Source organism: Duganella aceris (assembly GCF_011090165.1).
In the GTDB taxonomy this organism is placed as follows: Bacteria; Pseudomonadota; Gammaproteobacteria; order Burkholderiales; family Burkholderiaceae_D; genus Rugamonas; species Rugamonas aceris.
This window is the reverse complement of the sequence record NZ_JAADJT010000011.1, coordinates 69,069-87,110: the sequence shown is the minus strand read 5'-3', so window position 1 is coordinate 87,110 and position 18,042 is coordinate 69,069. Positions and strand designations below refer to the sequence as shown.

General features: G+C 63.9%; 16 protein-coding genes and 2 pseudogenes. 11 read left to right on the top strand and 7 right to left on the bottom strand.

What is annotated here, in order from left to right; translation table 11 throughout:
- The first annotated feature begins 3 nt into the window (after positions 1-3).
- The 6 genes from GW587_RS22765 to GW587_RS22740 all read left to right on the top strand — a co-directional run bounded on the left by GW587_RS22765 (position 4) and on the right by GW587_RS22740 (position 7,709).
- A complete protein-coding gene (locus GW587_RS22765) occupies positions 4-2,889 on the top strand; it encodes an ATP-binding protein (RefSeq protein ID WP_166106935.1) in 2,886 nt (961 codons plus the stop codon).
- Between the two features lie 87 nt (positions 2,890-2,976).
- Positions 2,977-3,993: an aldo/keto reductase gene (locus GW587_RS22760; protein ID WP_166106933.1), complete on the top strand. Its 1,017-nt coding sequence runs from the start codon at positions 2,977-2,979 to the stop codon at positions 3,991-3,993.
- 14 nt (positions 3,994-4,007) lie between these two features.
- Positions 4,008-4,424 (top strand): SRPBCC family protein, encoded by a 417-nt coding sequence (locus tag GW587_RS22755; protein WP_166106931.1) that lies wholly within the window; start codon positions 4,008-4,010, stop codon positions 4,422-4,424.
- Between the two features lie 68 nt (positions 4,425-4,492).
- On the top strand, positions 4,493-4,966 hold the full coding sequence (locus tag GW587_RS22750) for a (2Fe-2S)-binding protein (RefSeq protein WP_166106929.1): 474 nt from the start codon (positions 4,493-4,495) through the stop codon (positions 4,964-4,966).
- A complete protein-coding gene (locus tag GW587_RS22745; protein ID WP_166106927.1) occupies positions 4,963-7,107 on the top strand; it encodes a xanthine dehydrogenase family protein molybdopterin-binding subunit in 2,145 nt (714 codons plus the stop codon). The genes GW587_RS22750 and GW587_RS22745 overlap by 4 nt, the downstream gene beginning before the upstream one ends.
- Positions 7,104-7,709: an Isoquinoline 1-oxidoreductase subunit gene (locus tag GW587_RS22740; protein ID WP_166106925.1), complete on the top strand. Its 606-nt coding sequence runs from the start codon at positions 7,104-7,106 to the stop codon at positions 7,707-7,709. Before GW587_RS22745 ends, GW587_RS22740 begins: the two co-directional genes overlap by 4 nt.
- Here GW587_RS22740 and GW587_RS22735 read toward each other — a convergent pair.
- Positions 7,684-8,718 (bottom strand): GlxA family transcriptional regulator, encoded by a 1,035-nt coding sequence (locus GW587_RS22735; RefSeq protein WP_166106924.1) that lies wholly within the window; start codon positions 8,716-8,718, stop codon positions 7,684-7,686. The genes GW587_RS22740 and GW587_RS22735 overlap by 26 nt on opposite strands.
- A 140-nt stretch (positions 8,719-8,858) precedes the next feature.
- On the opposite strand from GW587_RS22735, the gene GW587_RS22730 reads away from it, so the two are divergent.
- Complete coding sequence (locus GW587_RS22730) at positions 8,859-9,965, top strand: S-(hydroxymethyl)glutathione dehydrogenase/class III alcohol dehydrogenase (RefSeq protein WP_166106923.1); 1,107 nt, start codon at positions 8,859-8,861, stop codon at positions 9,963-9,965.
- Here GW587_RS22730 and GW587_RS31480 read toward each other — a convergent pair.
- The 3 genes from GW587_RS31480 to GW587_RS22715 form a co-directional block, all read right to left on the bottom strand.
- Positions 9,962-10,585 carry a PEP-CTERM sorting domain-containing protein gene (locus GW587_RS31480; RefSeq protein ID WP_229259600.1) on the bottom strand — a complete coding sequence of 208 codons (624 nt, stop codon included), beginning with the start codon at positions 10,583-10,585 and terminating at the stop codon, positions 9,962-9,964. The two genes, GW587_RS22730 and GW587_RS31480, sit on opposite strands and share 4 nt — an antisense overlap.
- 106 nt (positions 10,586-10,691) lie before the next feature.
- On the bottom strand, positions 10,692-11,171 hold the full coding sequence (locus GW587_RS22720; RefSeq protein WP_166106922.1) for a nuclear transport factor 2 family protein: 480 nt from the start codon (positions 11,169-11,171) through the stop codon (positions 10,692-10,694).
- A 97-nt stretch (positions 11,172-11,268) separates the two neighbouring features.
- On the bottom strand, positions 11,269-12,738 hold the full coding sequence (locus GW587_RS22715) for an NAD-dependent succinate-semialdehyde dehydrogenase (protein ID WP_308495398.1): 1,470 nt from the start codon (positions 12,736-12,738) through the stop codon (positions 11,269-11,271).
- 201 nt (positions 12,739-12,939) lie between these two features.
- On the opposite strand from GW587_RS22715, the pseudogene GW587_RS31475 reads away from it, so the two are divergent.
- Positions 12,940-13,289 (top strand): annotated as a pseudogene (locus GW587_RS31475) (ISNCY family transposase); the annotation flags it as partial.
- Positions 13,290-13,332: 43 nt separating this feature from the next.
- Here GW587_RS31475 and GW587_RS22710 read toward each other — a convergent pair.
- The 3 genes and pseudogenes from GW587_RS22710 to GW587_RS22700 all read right to left on the bottom strand — a co-directional run bounded on the left by GW587_RS22710 (position 13,333) and on the right by GW587_RS22700 (position 15,927).
- Positions 13,333-13,977 carry a HEAT repeat domain-containing protein gene (locus tag GW587_RS22710; protein ID WP_166106921.1) on the bottom strand — a complete coding sequence of 215 codons (645 nt, stop codon included), beginning with the start codon at positions 13,975-13,977 and terminating at the stop codon, positions 13,333-13,335.
- Positions 13,978-15,294 carry a hypothetical protein gene (locus GW587_RS22705; protein WP_166106920.1) on the bottom strand — a complete coding sequence of 439 codons (1,317 nt, stop codon included), beginning with the start codon at positions 15,292-15,294 and terminating at the stop codon, positions 13,978-13,980.
- A gap of 41 nt (positions 15,295-15,335) precedes the next feature.
- A pseudogene (locus GW587_RS22700) lies at positions 15,336-15,927 on the bottom strand (flavin reductase family protein).
- A gap of 196 nt (positions 15,928-16,123) precedes the next feature.
- Between GW587_RS22700 and GW587_RS22695 the strand changes: the two are divergent.
- The 3 genes from GW587_RS22695 to GW587_RS22685 are packed head-to-tail and all read left to right on the top strand — an operon-like array spanning position 16,124 to position 17,610.
- Positions 16,124-16,414, top strand: a complete 291-nt coding sequence (locus tag GW587_RS22695) for a DUF1330 domain-containing protein (protein ID WP_166106919.1) — start codon at positions 16,124-16,126, stop codon at positions 16,412-16,414.
- Complete coding sequence (locus GW587_RS22690) at positions 16,411-16,857, top strand: DUF2721 domain-containing protein (protein WP_166106918.1); 447 nt, start codon at positions 16,411-16,413, stop codon at positions 16,855-16,857. The genes GW587_RS22695 and GW587_RS22690 overlap by 4 nt, the downstream gene beginning before the upstream one ends.
- Positions 16,858-16,866: 9 nt before the next feature.
- Entirely contained in the window at positions 16,867-17,610 is a 744-nt protein-coding gene (locus GW587_RS22685; RefSeq protein ID WP_166106917.1) for an alpha/beta fold hydrolase, read from the top strand.
- Positions 17,611-18,042: the final 432 nt, after the last annotated feature.

The window sequence follows — 18,042 nt, the reverse complement described above, 5'->3', positions numbered from 1 at the left end:
CCCATGGATTACAGCGAAGATCATGTCACCCCGGTTGAAACCGAATATGTGTTCGGGCCATTCCGCTTCATCCCGGCGCGGCAATCGTTGCAATGCGGCGAAACACAGCTGCACCTCGGCGGCCGCGCGCTGGGCATCCTGGCCGGCCTGGTCGAACGCCCCGGGGAGTTGATCAGCAAACGCGAACTGATGGTGCGGGTCTGGCCGGAAACCGTGGTGGAGGAAAGCAACCTCAAGGTCCAGGTGGCGGCGCTGCGGCGCGCCTTGGGCGAGGGCGACGGGGATGGCGAGCAGGGCAACCGCTACATCGGCACCGTCAAGGGACGCGGCTACTGCTTCATCGCGCCGGTCGGCAGCCACGTGCCGGCGACGCCGGAAGCGCCGCCCGGGATCCGGCCGAAGACGGCGCCCAAACAACCGCTGGCGATCAGCCGCCCGATCGGCCGCGACGGCGCCATCCGCGCCGCGCTGCGGCTGTTGATGCGGCGCCGCTTCGCCACCATCGTCGGCCCCGGCGGCATCGGCAAGACCACCGTCGCGCTGGCCGTCGCCGAGGCGGCGACCGCCGAATACGGCATCGACGTCTGCTTCGTCGACCTGAGCCCCTTGTCCGACGCACAATTCGTGGCCGGCGCCATCGCCTCCGCATTGGGGCTGACCATCCATTCCGCCGATGCCGCGCCGGCGCTGGCCGCCAGCCTGCGCGACCGGCGCCTGCTGTTGCTGCTGGATAGCTGCGAGCACGTCATCGAACAGGCGGCCGGGATCGCGGAGGCCATCGTCGCCGGCGCGCCGGAGGTGCTGTTGTTGTCGACCAGCCGCGAACCGTTGCGCGTGCCCGGCGAATGTGTGCAGCGGCTGGCGCCGCTGGACGTCCCGCCGGGCGCCGGCATGCTGACGGCGGCGCAGGCGATGAGCTATCCGGCGATCGAACTGTTCGTCGAGCGCGCCGCCGAATGCGTGGAGCATTACCGCCTCAGCGACGCCGATGCGCCGGCGGCGGCCGAGATCTGTCGCCGTCTCGACGGCAACGCGCTGGCGATCGAACTGGCGGCGACCCGCATCGACGCCTTCAGCGTGCGCGAGCTGGCGGCGCGCCTGGACGACCAGTTCCGCCTGTTGCAACGCGGCCGGCGCGGCGCGCACCATCGCCACCGCACCCTGGCCGCGACGCTGGACTGGAGCTACGAATACCTGCAACCGTCGGAGCAGGCGATCCTGCGCGCCACCTCGGTGTTCGCCGGTGCGTTCACGCTGGACGCGGCGACCGTGCTGTGCGTCGACGCCGGGCGCGGCGCCGAGGTCATCGTCGACGGCGTGGCGGAACTGGCGGCCAAGTCGCTGCTGTCGGTCGACACCAGCGGCCCGGTCGCCCTGTACCGGCTGCTCGACACCACCAAGGCCTACGCGCTGGAAAAGCTGGAACGCTGCGGCGAGACCGCCGCGATCCGGCGCCGTCATGCCGCGCTGTTCCAGGCCATCTTCGAACGCTCCGCGGTCGAATGGGAGGCGCGGCCGACCGCCGACTGGCTGGCCGACTACGGACGCGGCATCGACGACGCCCGCCGCGCCCTGGCCTGGGCCGCGTCCGGCGGCGGCGACCGCGCCACCGGCGTCGCCCTGACGGTGGCCGCGATTCCATTGTGGATGCACCTGTCGCTGCTGGGCGAATGCCGCCACAGCGTCGAACAGGTGCTGGACGGCGCCTTGTCCGGCGTGCCGCCGGCGCCGCGCGACGAGATGAAACTGCAGGCCGCGCTGGCGGCCGCCAACCTGCACACCTGCGGCCCGCTGGCCGGCACCGACGCTAGCTGGCTGCGCGCGCTGGCGCTGGCCGAACAGCTCGACGACGGCGAATACCAGTTGCGCGCATTGTGGGGCCTGGCCGTGCACCGCAGCTACACCGGCCAATACCGCGACGTGCTGACGCTGGCCGAACGCTTCCGCGCCATCGCCGGCACCCACGGCGATCGCGCCGCGCGCGTCAGCGTCGACCGCATGATCGCCGCCGCGCTGCATTATCTGGGCGAACAGCGCGCCGCGCGCGCCCACCTCGACGCCATGCTGAGCCGCTACGTCGCGCCGGTGCACCGCTCGCACGTGGCGCGCTTCCAGCTCGACCAACGCGCCGCCGCGTTGGGCACGCAAGCCAACGTGCTGTGGCTGCAAGGCTATCCGGACCAGGCGGTGCGCGCGGCGTCCGAAGCGCTGCAATGCGCGCGCGACAGCGGCCACGCGCTGTCGCTGCTGAACGCGTTGGTGCACGCCGCCTGCCCGGTGCGCCTGTACGTCGGCGATTACGCGGACGTCGAACGCCTGCTCGACGAGCTGCACGACCACCTGGCCAAGCATGCGCTGACCGTGTGGAACGCGCTGTGGCGCTGCTTGCGCGGCATGCTGCTGGCGCGGCGCGGCGACGAAGAGGGCCTGCAGTTGCTACGCGGCGCGCTCGACGAGCTGCGTCACGCCGGCTTCCGCCTGCGCTATGCCGGCTACCTCGGGGCGCTGGCGGAGGCGCTTGGCGAGCATGGCCGGCGCGACGAGGCGCTGGTGGCGGTCGATGAGGCGCTGACCCGCAGCGAGATCGGCGAAGAGCGTTGGTGTGTCGCCGAGCTGTTGCGGATACGCGGCGGCCTGCTGGAAGAAAGCGATCCCGATGCGGCCGAACAACTGTACCGGCGCGCGCTCGACACGGCCGAGGCGCAGGACGCGCAGGCATGGGCCTTGCGCGCGGCCACCAGCCTCGCCAGGCTGCTGAAGCGGCGCGGGCGGGGAGAGGCCGGACGGCAACTGCTGGCCGTCGTCTACGCCCGTTTCACCGAAGGCCACGACAGCCTCGACCTGCGCCGGGCCAGGGCATTGCTATGGCCGGAGGAAACCCACGTTTAACCCCGATTTACCACGCTTAACTGTCGAACCGGGCACCGGGACGCTACATTTGAAGCACCACCAACTTCATCACGGAGCGATCACATCATGAGCCTGAGAGACAAGCTACCAGCCGTACCGCTGGGATTCGGCACCGCGCCGCTTGGCAATATGTTCCGCAACATCCCCGAGGAGGAGGCCGCCGCCACCGTCGATGCGGCGTGGAAGCTCGGCACCCGCTATTTCGACACCGCGCCTTTCTACGGCGCCGGCCTGTCCGAGATACGGCTGGGCCAGATCCTCGGCAAATATCCCCGCAGCGAGTACGTGTTGAGCACCAAGGTCGGCCGCCTGATCCTGGACGAGACCGAAGACCCGGCGGCGCGCGACCTCGGCGAGAAAGGCGGCCTGTTCGAATTCGGCCGCCCCAACAAGATCGCCAACGATTACACCGCCGACGCCACGCTGCGCTCGGTCGAGGACAGCCTGAAGCGCTTGAAGACCGACCGCCTGGACATCGTCTGGGTGCACGACATCGCGCAGGATTTCTACGGAGACGAATGGCTGATCCATTTCGAGGAAGCCCGTACCGGCGCCTTCCGCGCCCTGACCCGGCTGCGCGAGGAGGGCGTCATCAAGGGCTGGGGCCTGGGGGTGAACCGGGTCGAGCCGTGCGAGCTGACGCTGGAACTGGACGAGGCGCAACCGGACGGCTTCCTGCTGGCCGGCCGCTACACCTTGCTGGACCACGAAAAGGCGCTGCAACGGCTGATGCCGGCGGCCGCCGCGCGCAAGGTCGAGATCGTCGTCGGCGGCCCCTACAGCTCCGGCGTGCTGGCCGGCGGCACGCATTTTGAATACCAGCCCGCGTCGCCGGAGATCCTGGCCAAGGTCGCGCGGATACGTGCGTTGGCCGAGCGCCACGGCGTGCCGGTCAAGGCGGCCGCGCTGCAATTCGCGCTGGCGAATCCCGCCGTGGCGTCGGTGATTCCGGGCGCCAGCCGGCCCGAACGGGTAAAGGAAGATCACGCCGCGCTGACCGCGACAATCCCGCCGGATTTCTGGAAGGATCTGCGTCAACAAGGCTTGGTGGCCGCCGCCGCGCCGCTGCCGATCGATCGCTGAAACGGGAGGACATCATGGCAAACGCATCCGCGCATATCAATGTCCCCGCCCCGGCGGACACCGTATGGCAACTGATCGGCGGCTTCGACTCGCTGCCGGATTGGCTGCCCTATATCCCGCAAAGCGTACTCAGCGAAGGCGGGCGGGTACGGCATCTGGCCAATCCCAACGGCGACCCCATTGTCGAACGGCTGGTGGCTTTCGACGAGACCGGCCGCAGCTACAGCTACGCGATCCTGCAGGCGCCGTTCCCGGTCAAGGACTACGTCGCGACGCTACGGGTGAACGACGCCGGCGCCAAGGCGGCGCAGGTCGAATGGTCGGGCAGTTTCACGCCGGTGGGCGTCAGCGACCAGGAGGCGACGCGCTTGTTCCAGGGCATCTACGAGGACGGCCTGCGCGCCTTGGCCGACCGATTTAACCGTATTTAACCTGCCTTTACCTCGGGCGCGGTCTACAGTGAAACCACTTACGACCGCTGACGACAGGGGGAAAGGCAATGGCATATCAGGTTGTAGTGAACGGCAAAAAACTCGCGGCCGATGTCGACGCGGACACCCCGTTGCTGTGGGTGCTGCGCGACACGCTCGGCCTGACCGGCACCAAGTTCGGCTGCGGCGCGGCGCTGTGCGGCGCCTGCACGGTCCATGTCGACGGCCAGGCGCGCCGCTCGTGCGTGACGCCGGTGTCGCTGCTCGACCAGGGCGTCAAGGTCACGACGATCGAATCGCTGGGCAGCCTCGCCGCCGGACGCGCGCTGCAACAGGCCTGGCGCGAATTGGAAGTGGCGCAATGCGGCTACTGTCAGTCCGGTCAGTTGATGCAGGCCGCCGCGCTGCTTCAAGCCAACCCGAAGCCGAGCGACGCCGACATCGATTCTGTGATGGCCGGCAATTTGTGTCGCTGCGGCGCGTACGGCCGCATCCGCGCCGGCATCAAACGCGCCGCGCAATTGATGGGGAGCGCGACATGAGCACCAGCCGCCGTTCCTTCATCGTCAGCAGCATGGCGGCCGGCGGCGGTCTGATGCTCGGCATCCCGCTGCGCCTGGCCGAAGCGGCGCCCGCCGCCGGCGCGGTCATGGCGCCGAACGCCTTCATCCGCATCGACCGGCGTGGCGCCGTCACGCTGATCCTGCCTTACGTGGAAATGGGGCAGGGCGCGCTGACCTCGCAGGTGCAGATTCTGGCCGAGGAACTGGAGGTCGCACCCAAGCGCGTGATCGTCGAACACGCGCCCGCCGACGAGAAACTGTACGCCAGCCCGCTGTTGGGCGGCCAGATCACCGGCGGCTCGGCGTCGCTGCTAGGCTCCTGGAAGACGATGCGGACGGCCGGCGCGTCGGCGCGCATCATGCTGATCCAGACCGCCGCGCAGCGCTGGAAGGTCGACAGCGCCGACTGCGTGGCGGTCGACGGCACCGTGATCCACCGCGCTTCGGGCAGGAAGATCGGCTATGGCGAGCTGGCCGCCGACGCGGCCAAACAGCCGGTGCCCAAAGACCCGCCGCTCAAGGCGCGCGAGGCATACGAGGTGATCGGCAAGCCGGTGCACCGGGTCGATACCTCCGGCAAGCTCGATGGCAAGGCCACCTTCAGCATCGACGTGCGCCAGCCGAACATGCGCTACGCGGCGGTCGCGGCCAGTCCGGTGTTCAACGGCAAGCTGGCCTCGGTGGACGCCAGCGAAGCGATGAAGGTGAAGGGCGTCAGCCAGGTGGTCAAGCTGGATGACGCGGTGGCGGTGGTGGCGAACAACACCTGGGCCGCGATGAAAGGACTGGCCGCGCTGAAGATCGGCTGGGACGACGGCGCCAACGCCGGCCTGAGCAACGCCGATCTGGTGGCGCGCGCCGACGCCGCGCTGAACGAACCCGGTATCGTGCATTTGCGCGAAGGCGATGTGGCCAAGGCCGAAGCGGGCGCCAGGGCGCGCTACGAAGCGGTGTTCCGCGAACCGGCGCTGGCCCATGCCGCGATCGAGCCGATGGGTTGCACCGTCCACGTGCGCAAGGACGGCTGCGATGTCTGGTGCGGCAGCCAGGTGGTGGGCCGCGCCGCCAAGGTGACGGCCGAGGCGACCGGCCTGCCGCTGGAAAGCGTGAAAGTGCACAACCATCTGCTGGGCGGCGGCTTCGGACGCCGGCTGGAAACCGACTTCATCAGCCAGGCGGCGTTGATCGCGAAACAGGTCAACGGTCCGCTGAAGGTGACCTGGAGCCGGGAAGAGGACATGCGGCACTGCGTCTATCGCGGCATCAACCACAGCCGCGTGACGGTGGCGCTGGACGGCGCCGGACGTCCGCTCAGCTGGCGCCATCGGGTGGTCGGGCCGAACGTGATGGCGCGCTTCCTGCCGATTTACCAGAAGGACGGCGTCGACCTCGACATCGTCGAATGCGCGCACGGCCCGTACGACATCCCGAATGTGCACATCGAGTTCACCCGGCACGAGGCGCCGCAAGGGATGCGCACCGGGAACTGGCGCGGCGTCGGGCCCTCGCGCAACGTGGTGATCGTCGAGAGCGTGATGGACGACCTGGCCAAACGCGCCAACGCCGATCCGATCGCTTACCGGCTGGCGCTGATGACCAAGGCCACGCCGCGCCTGACCAAGGTGCTGCAACTGGCGCGCGACCAGTCCGGCTGGGGCCAGCCGCTGCCGGCCCGCAGCGGACGCGGGGTGGCGGTGTTCCACGCCTTCGGCAGCTTCCTGGCGCTGGTGGCCGAGGCCAAAGTGGCCGACAACGGCGAGATCAGCGTGCCGCGCGTCACTTGCGTGGCCGATATCGGACTGGTGGTCAATCCCGACATCGCCCGCGCGCAACTGGAGGGCGGCATTGTGTTCGGCATCTCGGCGGCGCTGTATGGCCGCATCACCGTCGCCGGCGGACGGGTGGAGCAAGGCAATTTCGACACCTACCCGGTGTTGCGCATCCACCAGGCGCCGCAGATCGACGTACATCTGGTGGACAGCGCGGAAGATCCCGGCGGCGTCGGCGAGCCCGGCACATCGGGCGCCATCGCCGCCGTCGCCAACGCGGTGTTCGCCGCCACCGGCGTGCGTGCCTACACGCTGCCCCTCGACCCCTCTCAATTCAAGGTGACGACATGAAGCTTCGTCTCGCAATCATCTTCCTGATCGTGTCGTCGGTGAACGTGGGCGCGCAGGACGGCGGCACCTTGCTGCCGCCCGCATCGTTCGACAACATCGCCGATCCCGCCGCCCGCTCCGCCGCGCTGTTTCTGGAGGCAAGCAAGGTGATCACGCATCCCCGCTGCCTGAACTGCCATCCCAACGGACGCGTGCCCACGCAGGGCGACAACCTGCGTCCGCATGTTCCGTACATCAATGCGGGCGAGGCGGGCATGGGGAAGGCGGGATTGTCGTGCACCGGCTGTCACCAGTCGCGCAATGTGCCGGTCGCCACGCAGGGTTCGGCGTTCCGTTCCATCCCCGGGCATGCGCCCTGGATGCTGGCGCCGGCATCGATGGCATGGCAGCAGAAGTCGGTCACCGAGATTTGCCGGCAAATCAAGGACACGTCGCGCAACGGCGGCATGTCGCTGGCGAAGATCGAAGAGCATATGCACAAGGATGCGCTGGTCGGATGGGCCTGGCATCCGGGCGAGGGCAGGGTGCCGGCGCCCGGGACCCAGGATCAATTCGGGCAGCTGATTCAAGCCTGGATCAAGCTCGGCGCGGCCTGCCCATAAGCATCGGCGCGTCGACGCCGGTGGTGGCGAAGCGCTCGCGATAGACCTTGGGCGTGATGCCCAGCTTCTTCAGGAACACGCGCCGCATGTGGGCCTCGTCGCTGAAGGCCGCGCGCGCGGCGACCGCCTTCAACGGTAGCGCCAGGTCGGCCAGCAACTGCGTCGCGCGTTCGAAGCGGCACAACTCGATGAACTCCTGTGTGCTCTGGCCGACTTCCTGCTGGAACACGCGGGCGAAGTGGCGCTCGCTCATCATCGCTTTTTGCGCCAGTTGCGCCACCGTCAGGCGCTCGTGCAGATGGTCGAGGATCCAGTTTTGCAGTTCGCGGATATTGGGGCGGGTGGTGCGCTCGCTGAGCAGATGGGCGCTGAACTGCGACTGGCCGCCGGGCCGCTTCAAGTACACCACCATTTCGGTCGCGACCTCCAGCGCCAGGTCGCGACCGTAGTCTTCCTCGACCAGCGCCAGCGCCAGGTCGATGCCGGCGGTGACGCCGGCCGAGGTCCAGACATTGTCCGCGCGGATGAAGATGGCGTCGGCATCGACCTCGATGGCCGGATAGTCGGCCTGCAGGCGGTCCGCCACGCTCCAGTGCGTGGTGGCGCGCTTGCCATCCAACACGCCGGCCGACGCCAGGAAGAAGGCGCCGGAGCACAGCGCCGCCAGGCAGCCGATGCGGGGCGCGACCTGCGCCACCCAGTCGATGATCGCAGTGCTCTCCAGCAACGCCTCCCTGATGTGGCGTGCGCCGACGATGATGGCCTTGTCCGGCAGCGCCAGCGTGCTGAGCGCCTTGGTCGCGTCGAGCGACATCAGTGTGTCGGAGCGAACCTGGCCGGTTTTGTGCGAGGCGATGCGCACATCGTAGCCGGCCGGCTTGCCGCGTCGTTGCAGGTGCAGATTGGCGTACTCGAACACCGACATCGGGCCGATCGCTTCCACCGCCTTGAAGCCGTGATAGACCACGATGTCGACCGTGATCGCGGGCCGGGCTGAAGCTGAATTCATAGGGTGAACGCTATGGCTGAGGAAAATCCGGTCATTATTGCATCAATTCCTGCCATTCTCAGCGGCCCGCCTGTCACGGCGGCGCCGGCGTCGGCACAATGGCGGCACTTTCATCCACCACCATTTGCGGGAATCCATCCATGAAAACCAAAGCAGCCATTGCCTGGCGCGTCGGCGCGCCGCTGACCATCGAAGAAGTCGACCTGCACGGACCGCGCGCGGGCGAGGTGCTGGTCGAGCTGAAAGCCACCGGCATCTGCCACACCGATTACTACACCTTGTCCGGCGCCGATCCGGAGGGCTTGTTCCCGGCCATCCTCGGCCATGAAGGCGCGGGCGTGGTGGTCGACGTCGGCCTGGGCGTCACCAGCCTGAAGAAGGACGACCACGTGATTCCGCTGTACACGCCGGAATGCCGCCAGTGCAAATTCTGTCTATCGCGCAAGACCAACCTGTGTCAGGCGATCCGCTCAACCCAAGGACGCGGCCTGATGCCGGACGCCACCAGCCGCTTCTCGCTGGACGGCAAGCCGCTGTTCCACTATATGGGGACGTCGACTTTTTCGAACTATATCGTTGTGCCGGAGATCGCACTGGCCAAGATCCGCGAAGACGCGCCGTTCGACAAAGTTTGCTACATCGGTTGCGGCGTCACGACCGGCGTCGGCGCGGTGCTGTTTTCGGCCAAGGTGGAGGCGGGCGCCAATGTGGTGGTGTTCGGCCTGGGCGGCATCGGCCTGAACGTGATCCAGGCGGCGAAGATGGTCGGCGCCGACAAGATCATCGGCGTCGACATCAACCCCGCGCGCCAGGAGATCGCGCGCAAATTCGGCATGACCCACTTCATCAATCCGAACGACGTGGAAAATGTGGTCGACAGCATCGTACAGCTGACCGACGGCGGCGCCGATTACTCGTTCGAATGCGTCGGCAACACCACGCTAATGCGCCAGGCGCTGGAGTGCACGCACAAAGGCTGGGGCAAGTCCTTCATCATCGGCGTGGCGGCGGCCGGGCAAGAAATCTCCACCCGACCGTTCCAACTGGTGACCGGGCGCGAATGGCGCGGCTCGGCATTTGGCGGAGCACGCGGCCGCACCGACGTGCCGAAGATCGTCGACTGGTACATGGAGGGCAAGCTGAACATCGACGACCTGATCACCCACCGCCTGCCACTGGAACGCATCAACGAAGGCTTCGACCTGATGAAGAGCGGCGAGTCGATCCGCTCCGTAGTGCTGTACTAGGCCTGTTTGCGCGAGCGGCGGCGTGCGACAACGCCCAACATGCCGAGACCGGCGGCCAACATGGCGTAGGTTTCCGGTTCCGGCACGGCGGTGACGGTGATGTTGACGTCGGGCGCGAAGTCGGCCAGGCGGCCGGTGCCGGCGACGCGGCTGTCGATCGACCACACGGTCCAGGTGTAATCCTTGAACGCAAAGCCCTTGGACGGCAGCAGCGAAGCGGAAATGGTCGAGAAGATCTCGTTGCCGACGATATGGGTGCTGACCGCGCCGCCGCCGCCGATGCCGCCGGTGCCATCGGAACGCAAGGTCACGGTGGTATTGAAGGTCACGCCCGGCAGGCCGACGCCGGCGAAGGGCGCATTGGTCGAACCGCCCGCATCCAGGCCGAACACATAGGCGGCCCCCGCCATGCCGGCGATATCGCCGGCGGCGGTGGTGCGGAAAATAAACTCGTTGGTGCCGGCGTTGTAAGCGACATCGGCGGACAGCACGTCGAACGCGGCGGTGTGGCTACCGGTGTAGACCGCCAGGAAGTCGTCGGCGGGATCGGTGACGGCATGAGCATTGGCGGCGGCGGCGATGCCGGCGATAGCAAGAGCCTTGAAGAAGATTTTTTTCATTTCGGTCATCCGTTATATAAGGTTATAGGAAGCGGGCCTGAACCCGCTCACCGTATATTCCCGACAACACCGAAAAGGTTTCAATAATATAAAAATATCTTCGTGCTCACATCCCCAGGTCGGTCAGACCGGGGTGATCGTCGGGACGACGGCCCAGCGGCCAATGGAATTTGCGGTCGGCCTCCTTGATCGGCAGATCGTTGATGCCGGCGAAGCGACGCTGCATCAGGCCCTGGTCGTTGAACTCCCAGTTCTCGTTGCCATAGGAACGGAACCAATTGCCCGAATCGTCATGCCATTCATAGGCGTAGCGGACCGCGATGCGGTTGTCATCGACCGCCCACAGCTCCTTGATCAAGCGATAGTCCAGTTCCTTGGCCCACTTACGGGTCAGGAACTGCACGATTTCCGGACGGCCGGTCGCAAACTCGGCGCGGTTGCGCCAGCGACTGTCGGGCGTGTACGCCAGGCTGACTTTTTCAGGGTTGCGAGAATTCCAGCCATCCTCGGCCAAGCGAACCTTCTCGATCGCAGACTCGCGCGTGAACGGCGGCAAAGGCGGACGGGTTTCAATAGTCGATGTCATGATGGCTCCTGATGGATTGAGACCACAAATTTTATGAGCAATCCTTTGCCGGCGATATAGCCGAGGGCGCAATGCTCTATTGACGGCAGCGAAATGCTCAGCCGGACGGGTTCCGGGCCCACACCGCCTGGGCATTGGTAAATTCCCGCAAACCGAAGTGCGACAGTTCCCGTCCGTAGCCGCTTTTCTTCACCCCACCAACCGGAATGCGCGCGTTGGACGCGGAGAAGCCGTTGATGAACACGCCACCTGTCTCGATGCGCCGCGCAAGCGCCAGGGCGCGAGGGATATCGCGGGTCCAGAGATTGCCGCCCAAACCGTAATCGCTCGAATTCGCCAGTAACAACGCCTGTTCCGCATCGTTGGCCGTGACAATCGCCGCGACCGGACCAAAGGTTTCCTCATCGTATGCCGCCACGCCTTGCTTGACGTTGCCCAGCACCGTGGGCGGGTAGAAATTGCCAGGGCCATCGATTTTACGGCCGCCGAGAAGCAAGGCGGAGCCCGCCGCGACGCTGCGTTCGACCTGTCGATGCAGCTCGTCGCGCAGATCGAAGCGCGCCATCGGCCCGAGGTCGGTGGATGGGTCAAGCGGATCGCCGACCTTCAGCTCACTAGCGGCGGCCACGAATTTGCGGGTAAATTCCTCGGCGATCGGCGCTTCCAGAATAAAGCGCTTGGCCGCCAGGCACACCTGGCCGGCATTGTGAAAGCGGGCCTGGATGCCGGCCTTCACCGCCAGATCGAGATCGGCATCGGCCAGCACGACGAAAGCATCGGAGCCGCCCAGTTCCAGCAAGCTTTTCTTCAGCGCCTTGCCGGCGGTCGCCGCGACGGCGGATCCGGCCCGCATGCTGCCGGTCAGCGTCACGGCGGCGATGCGGCTATCTTCGATCGCGCGGGCGACTGTCTCGTTGTCGGAATTCAGATTGGCGAACAGCCCCTTGGGAAATCCAGACGCCTCATAAACCTGCTGCAACGCCAGCGCCGAGCCCATGACGTTGGGTGCATGTTTGAGCACAAATCCGTTCCCGGAGAACATGATGGGTCCAGCGGCCCGGACCACCTGCCACAGCGGGAAGTTCCACGGCATGACGGCGAGCACGGTGCCGATCGGCAGATACGAGACATAGATCTGGTCATCGTTGTCGGCCGCAACCGGTTCGTCCGCGATGAGCGGAGGGCCGTTTTGCGCAATCCAATCGATGGTGGCGGCGCATTTCTCGACCTCCGCGCGGGCTTCGCCGATGGTCTTGCCCATTTCCGAGGTAATCAGAGCGGCGAGGGCGCTCGATCGTTCGCGCAAATTGCCGGCAAGGCGACGGTAAGCCGCAACCCGTTCCTCAATCGCGGTGGCGCGCCACAGCCGAAAGGCGGCGGCGCTCGCTTCAAGCAGGGATTCAACCTCAGCCGGCGTCTGGAATGGATAGGTGGCGATCAAAGCGCCGTTAGCAGGGTTGCGTGAGATCGCGGCGGCTGCGGGGCTGGCGCTCGGCGACGTATCTGGATTCGTCATCACAATTTCCTCCATTGGAATCACGTGCACGCGGCCGCGTGCATTGCTCATTCAATGTAGTCCGCGGGAAGATCGCGCGAGGTTAAATTGCGTTAAATTTGGGCGTGAAGGGCATCTGGAGCGCTGCTGGAGCGCTACGATTGTCCTACATAGGGCATTGATGGCGGATCGTATTTTACATAATATAAATTATGCGAAGACCTGGTGTAGGAGCAATGTTGTAGTATCCGGTTCTAGCAACGTTGAAATGTCCGCCTCATCCAACGTTACATCGATCCCGGCGCTAGCGGCCTGGTCTCTCTCAAACGCGGCAAGCCAAGAAATTTCCAACTGGCGCCCGGCTTGGCCGCCAGCGCGCTGGCGATCATCCGCGAGCGCTATCAGGACTTCGGCCCAACGCTCGCCTGTGAGAAGCTCCGAGAGCTGCATGGCTCCGTCCTGGCAAAGGAAACGGTCCGCAAGCTTATGCTCGATGCCGGCCTATGCCTACCGCGTCGGCTGCGGTCCCCATCGATCTACCAGCCACGTAGCCGCCGGGATTGATCGGCGAACTGATCCAGATAGACGGCAGCGATCACGACTGGTTTGAAGGCCGCGCGCCCTGCAAAGTTCAACTAGCTGCAAATTCGATACCGAAGAGCCCTTCTAAATTGAAGATCGGGTCTCTTGGCCCGGCTCATCGGTATATTTACGAGCTAACGCAACCAGACGCTCTCGTCCATCCTCATGAGCAAGTGAAAGGTATATCGGGAATAGTTTCGATTCAATTATCTTCAGTGCGGATAGCGCGCCCATGCGAGGATACTCTTCGCCAGTATCCCAAGCGGCGACAGCAAGTGCAGGAACTGCAACCGATTTCATCTCGGCCAATGAAAGCAACGCGAGCCGCCGCGTACGCTCGTGTTTGTCCTGCATAAATTCTATAAGCAATGCCTCAGCCTCATCGCGATGCTGGGTGCAATGCCTTAGTTGATCGGCGATTTCGTCGCTAGCAACGCCCCCTCTCGCGAGGGAGTGTTTGGCTATCATCAACGCCATGGGTTCGTTCTGAGTAAGCAGTTCCGCGATATAGTCCGTGCTGAATTGCTCCAGCACATAGAGCAAGTCCGTCACGTCTTCTTCGGACCAATCCTGCGGCTGTACACGCGCCAGAAAATCTTGCAGAGCGCTAACGACGCCCCCTACCTTCCACCAGTAGTCGTACTGGTCGACCCAACGGTTCGTGATGAGCCACGTGCGAACTTTTTCCACTTCGACATGAAAATCTACGGTCATTGTTTCTTGTTCCATTTAGGCTCTTGGAGTATCGGGGTACCCGACTAGTCCACGTGTCCCGGGGTCTGCGTCAACTGCGGATTCAGTTATCAACCACGCCGGTGCAGTGTTGGTTGCGACCATCGCTTTCACGGCCTGCCTACGGCAGGTCGAACATGGCGAATATTCATATACGTATAGAAGGCAATCAAGCGCTTCGTCACCAGGATGCGCTTCACACAAGTTCAAGACCTCTCCGACGAGATGATGTGCCTCGTCAGCATCCTCGAGTTGGGTCAAGTGATCGGCACACGTTGAGAAATCACCCGCCTCAAAATTGTTCACCAGCAGCGCCACGCCGCTTGCGATGTCACCATCAACGATTAAAGACTTCGCTGCTTGTCGTAGTTCGCTATGTTTAACAGGCGCCAGAGCCTTCACTGCGCTCCACCGGACTTGTTCGTCGGAATGGGTAAGCCATTGGAGCAATCGATTGTCGAACCGCGGCACGCCGGTTTTTGCGAAACATCTGAACAGCCGCTTGACATGCTCAGGCTCGTTCGACACCAACAGGTCCGCAAAAACGATCTCGCGCTGATCAATATCGGCTTGCGCGCCCCACCGTCTGAACCAGTGGCATTGGTCCTTCGGATTCTCTTGTACGTGCGCCACGATCTGGGCGCCAGTGTAGGCTGAGGCGTCGAAACGATTTGAGGCCCCTGCCAGGTGCTCGCGATTCTTACGTACGCCGACAAGATAAGTCGCGACGTCGGAGTGAACTTCTGCTGCGCGCTCCAATGCCTCAAGCCCTCGCCCATCACCTGCTGATTCCTCAAATTGCGCAATGAGGTAGTCATCAACACAAAAATCAGGATCGTCCCGCAACCATCGCCCAAGTTGTCGGGCGACATAAATCAACCCATTTTCGCCGTCGAGAGCGACGATGTGGTCGGCGGCGATTACATCCGACGTGTGCGACAAGCGGACAAGCGACGAATACAACAGGCGTCGCGCTTCATCCGAGCCATTGGAGGCGAGGTCTTTCAAGATCGCGCAGCGCTGGTCCATATCGCGACGGTCCTCCGGCGGCGGTTCTCTCACCATCGCCGCGATCGCCTCCACTGCCTTACCGTTCAGATTTGCGTGACGAAGAATCGAACACAGCCACGGTGCCCGATCGGCCTCACACTGCGGATCATAAGACAGACAAAAAACGCATGCTTCGATGATCTTTTCTTCCAGCCCCCCTGCCCCATACCGCTCGACCTGTTGCATGGCACGCCCATGCCCGGTCCGAAGAGCGGACGAAAATGCGCCGGCGGTCAAAGGCAGAATCGGGGTGGTTATTTGCATTGGCATTCAGAAAAATCGTCTTGCGGACAAGAATAGCATGATCACACCTGCGCTAACGCCTCATACGCCTTTTCCGGTATCTCAGCGAGCCGTGACGTATGCACCTGTCCGCTAAGCCCATAGAACTTCTGAAAGCTCATGATCAACGGCGACCACTTGTCCGGATCGATCCGGTTGGCGTGCCCCTCCATCAGCAGATCGGGGTGGACGTGCACGCGTTGGATCCGCACTTCGATTAAGCTGATGAAGCCGCGCAGTTTGTCGCTGTCCTCGCCGATGCCGTGGGATGCTGCTATCACCGCTTCGAGCTGGATCGGACATTCGAGCGCGCGCGCGGCGCCGATGGTTTCGGACGCCACCTGCGTCATGCCCGCCCGGCCGAATTTATCGGGCTCATAGACGTAGCCCAAGGCCTGCCTGAATTCAGACACCGACGCACTCACCGGTGCGCAACAGATTGCGCGTGGTCTGCGACCCGGTCGCGATGCCAAGCACACCGCGCCAGCCCAGCCAGAAAACCGATGAGATCGGAGCCAGATTATGCGTTCCATCTTCGTTGACGGTGCTGACCAGAACAACGGGCGTTCCAAGATACAGGATGTGAGGTTCGATGGCGACGTGAGGCGTATTCATGAGTTCCTTTCGTGAGTAGAGGCTTTCATGATACGAACCGTCGATGCGAGCGACACTCCGATTCTTGCTTCCCATTGCGACAGCATAGCGCGCTGGGGATCGGCCCGCTTTACCCATCTTAACCCTAATTTACCAAGCCTCTTCCGCCCTTGGCATAAACTGGATTTAAGTTCCAATCCGCTTCAGGGAGATCGCAATGTCCGCCTATGTCGTCTTCATCCGCGAAGCCACCATCGATGCCGCCGAGATGGACTTATATGCCCAGGCCGCGCCGGCGGCGCGCGCCGGCCACGATATTACCCGCGTCGCCTTCTACGGCAAGCTGGATGTGCTGGAAGGCGTGCCGGTCGAGGGCGTGGCGATCCTGCGTTTCCCCGACATGGCCGCAGCCCGCGCCTGGTATGACAGTCCGGCCTACCGGCAAGCTCGCCAACACCGGTGGAAAGGTGCGAAATACCGTCTGCTGCTGGTCGAAGGCAGCGAATGAGCATCCAGCTCGGCGACGTCGGCCATATCATCCAGCTCGCGATCGCGCCGGTGTTCCTGTTATCCAGCGTTTGCACCAAGTTGATCGTGCTGATCAACCGCATGTCGCGCATCGTCGACCGTACCCGCGTATTGGAAGAACGGATTGAAGTGGAGTGCAAGGAGAATTACCTGAGAGAGCTGGCGGTGCTGGACCGGCGCTACCATCACATCAGTACCGCGATCAGTCTGGCGACCGCATGCGGGCTGTTCGTCTGCTCGATCATCGCCCTGCTCTTCATCAGCAACGCCCTGGACACGAACCTGGACCAATACGTCGCCGGCATGTTCGTGATCGCGGTGCTGTGCTTCATCGGCAGCTTCAGTTTCCTGCTGAAGGAGATATTTGTCACGTCGGCGTTCAAGCGCGACCAGTGCCTGCGCCGGCCTCATGTCCATCGTTAAGGAGCCGCCATGCGTACCACTCTCAAATTTCTCGTCGCGGCGACACTGGCCGTCGGCGTGCCCGCCTGCGCGATCGCGGAGCCGGTGAAGAACGTCGTGCTGGTGCACGGCCAGTTCGCCGACGCCTCCGGCTGGCGCGCGGTCTATAACATTCTGATCAAGGACGGCTACCAGGTCAGCATGGTGCAGCCGCCGCTGACCTCGCTCGACGAGGACGTGGCCGCCACCAAGCGCGTACTGGATCGGCTGTCCGGACCGAGCATCCTGGTCGGGCACAGCTACGGCGGCACGATCATCACGCAGGCGGGCAACGATCCCAAGGTCGCCGGCCTGGTCTACATCGCCGCGCACGCGCTGGACGCGGGCGAAACCATCGTCGGCAACCGCAACAAGCTGCCCGGCAAGGTGCGCACCGTGCCGACCGGCGATGGTTATGTGTTCGTCGATCCCGCGCATTTCCACGAGGATTTCGCCGCCGATGTGCCCAAGGAGGACGCGGAGTTCATGGCGCGCTCCCAAATCCCGCCCGACCTGCGGGTGAATAATACGACCGTCAGCAATCCGGCCTGGCGCAATAAGCCGGTGTGGTACATGGTGGCCAAGGACGACCGGGTGATCAATCCGGACCTGGAACGCATGTATGCCGAGCGCGCCAAGGCCAAGACAGTGGAGGTCGCCGGCAGCCACGCGATCTACGTATCCCGCCCGGCCGAGGTCGCGGCGCTGATCAAGGAAGCCGCCGCTGGAAAATAGCGGCAAGGAGAATTCAGCCGCGCGCAGCACATCCGCCCTCTAAAGCCGCATAAATCCACGCTTAGCCTTCTTTTCAGCCATTTCCGGCCGATAGTCATTCGTCATCACCTGTTGGCATATGCATATAAAAAGCAACGATCGTGCTGCTATTTATATGCATAAGGATATGACTTGCCCGCTTGACATGCGCCAATTCACAATATATCTTAACTGTAATTGCCAAACGGCAAGTATTATGAAGATGCAATAATCCTATTGTGCGCCGGAAAATAATTGATCGTAGGACAATTCCGCCGTGCCACATGGAAACGTTTCCTTGACATGCACCACTTGTAAGAGCCGCCATCAGAAGCGGCTTTTTTGGTGATTGGGCCGGATAAATATCAGGTTTACATCACCTGTTGTCGGGAAGATAGGGCTGGGAAGTGTGTT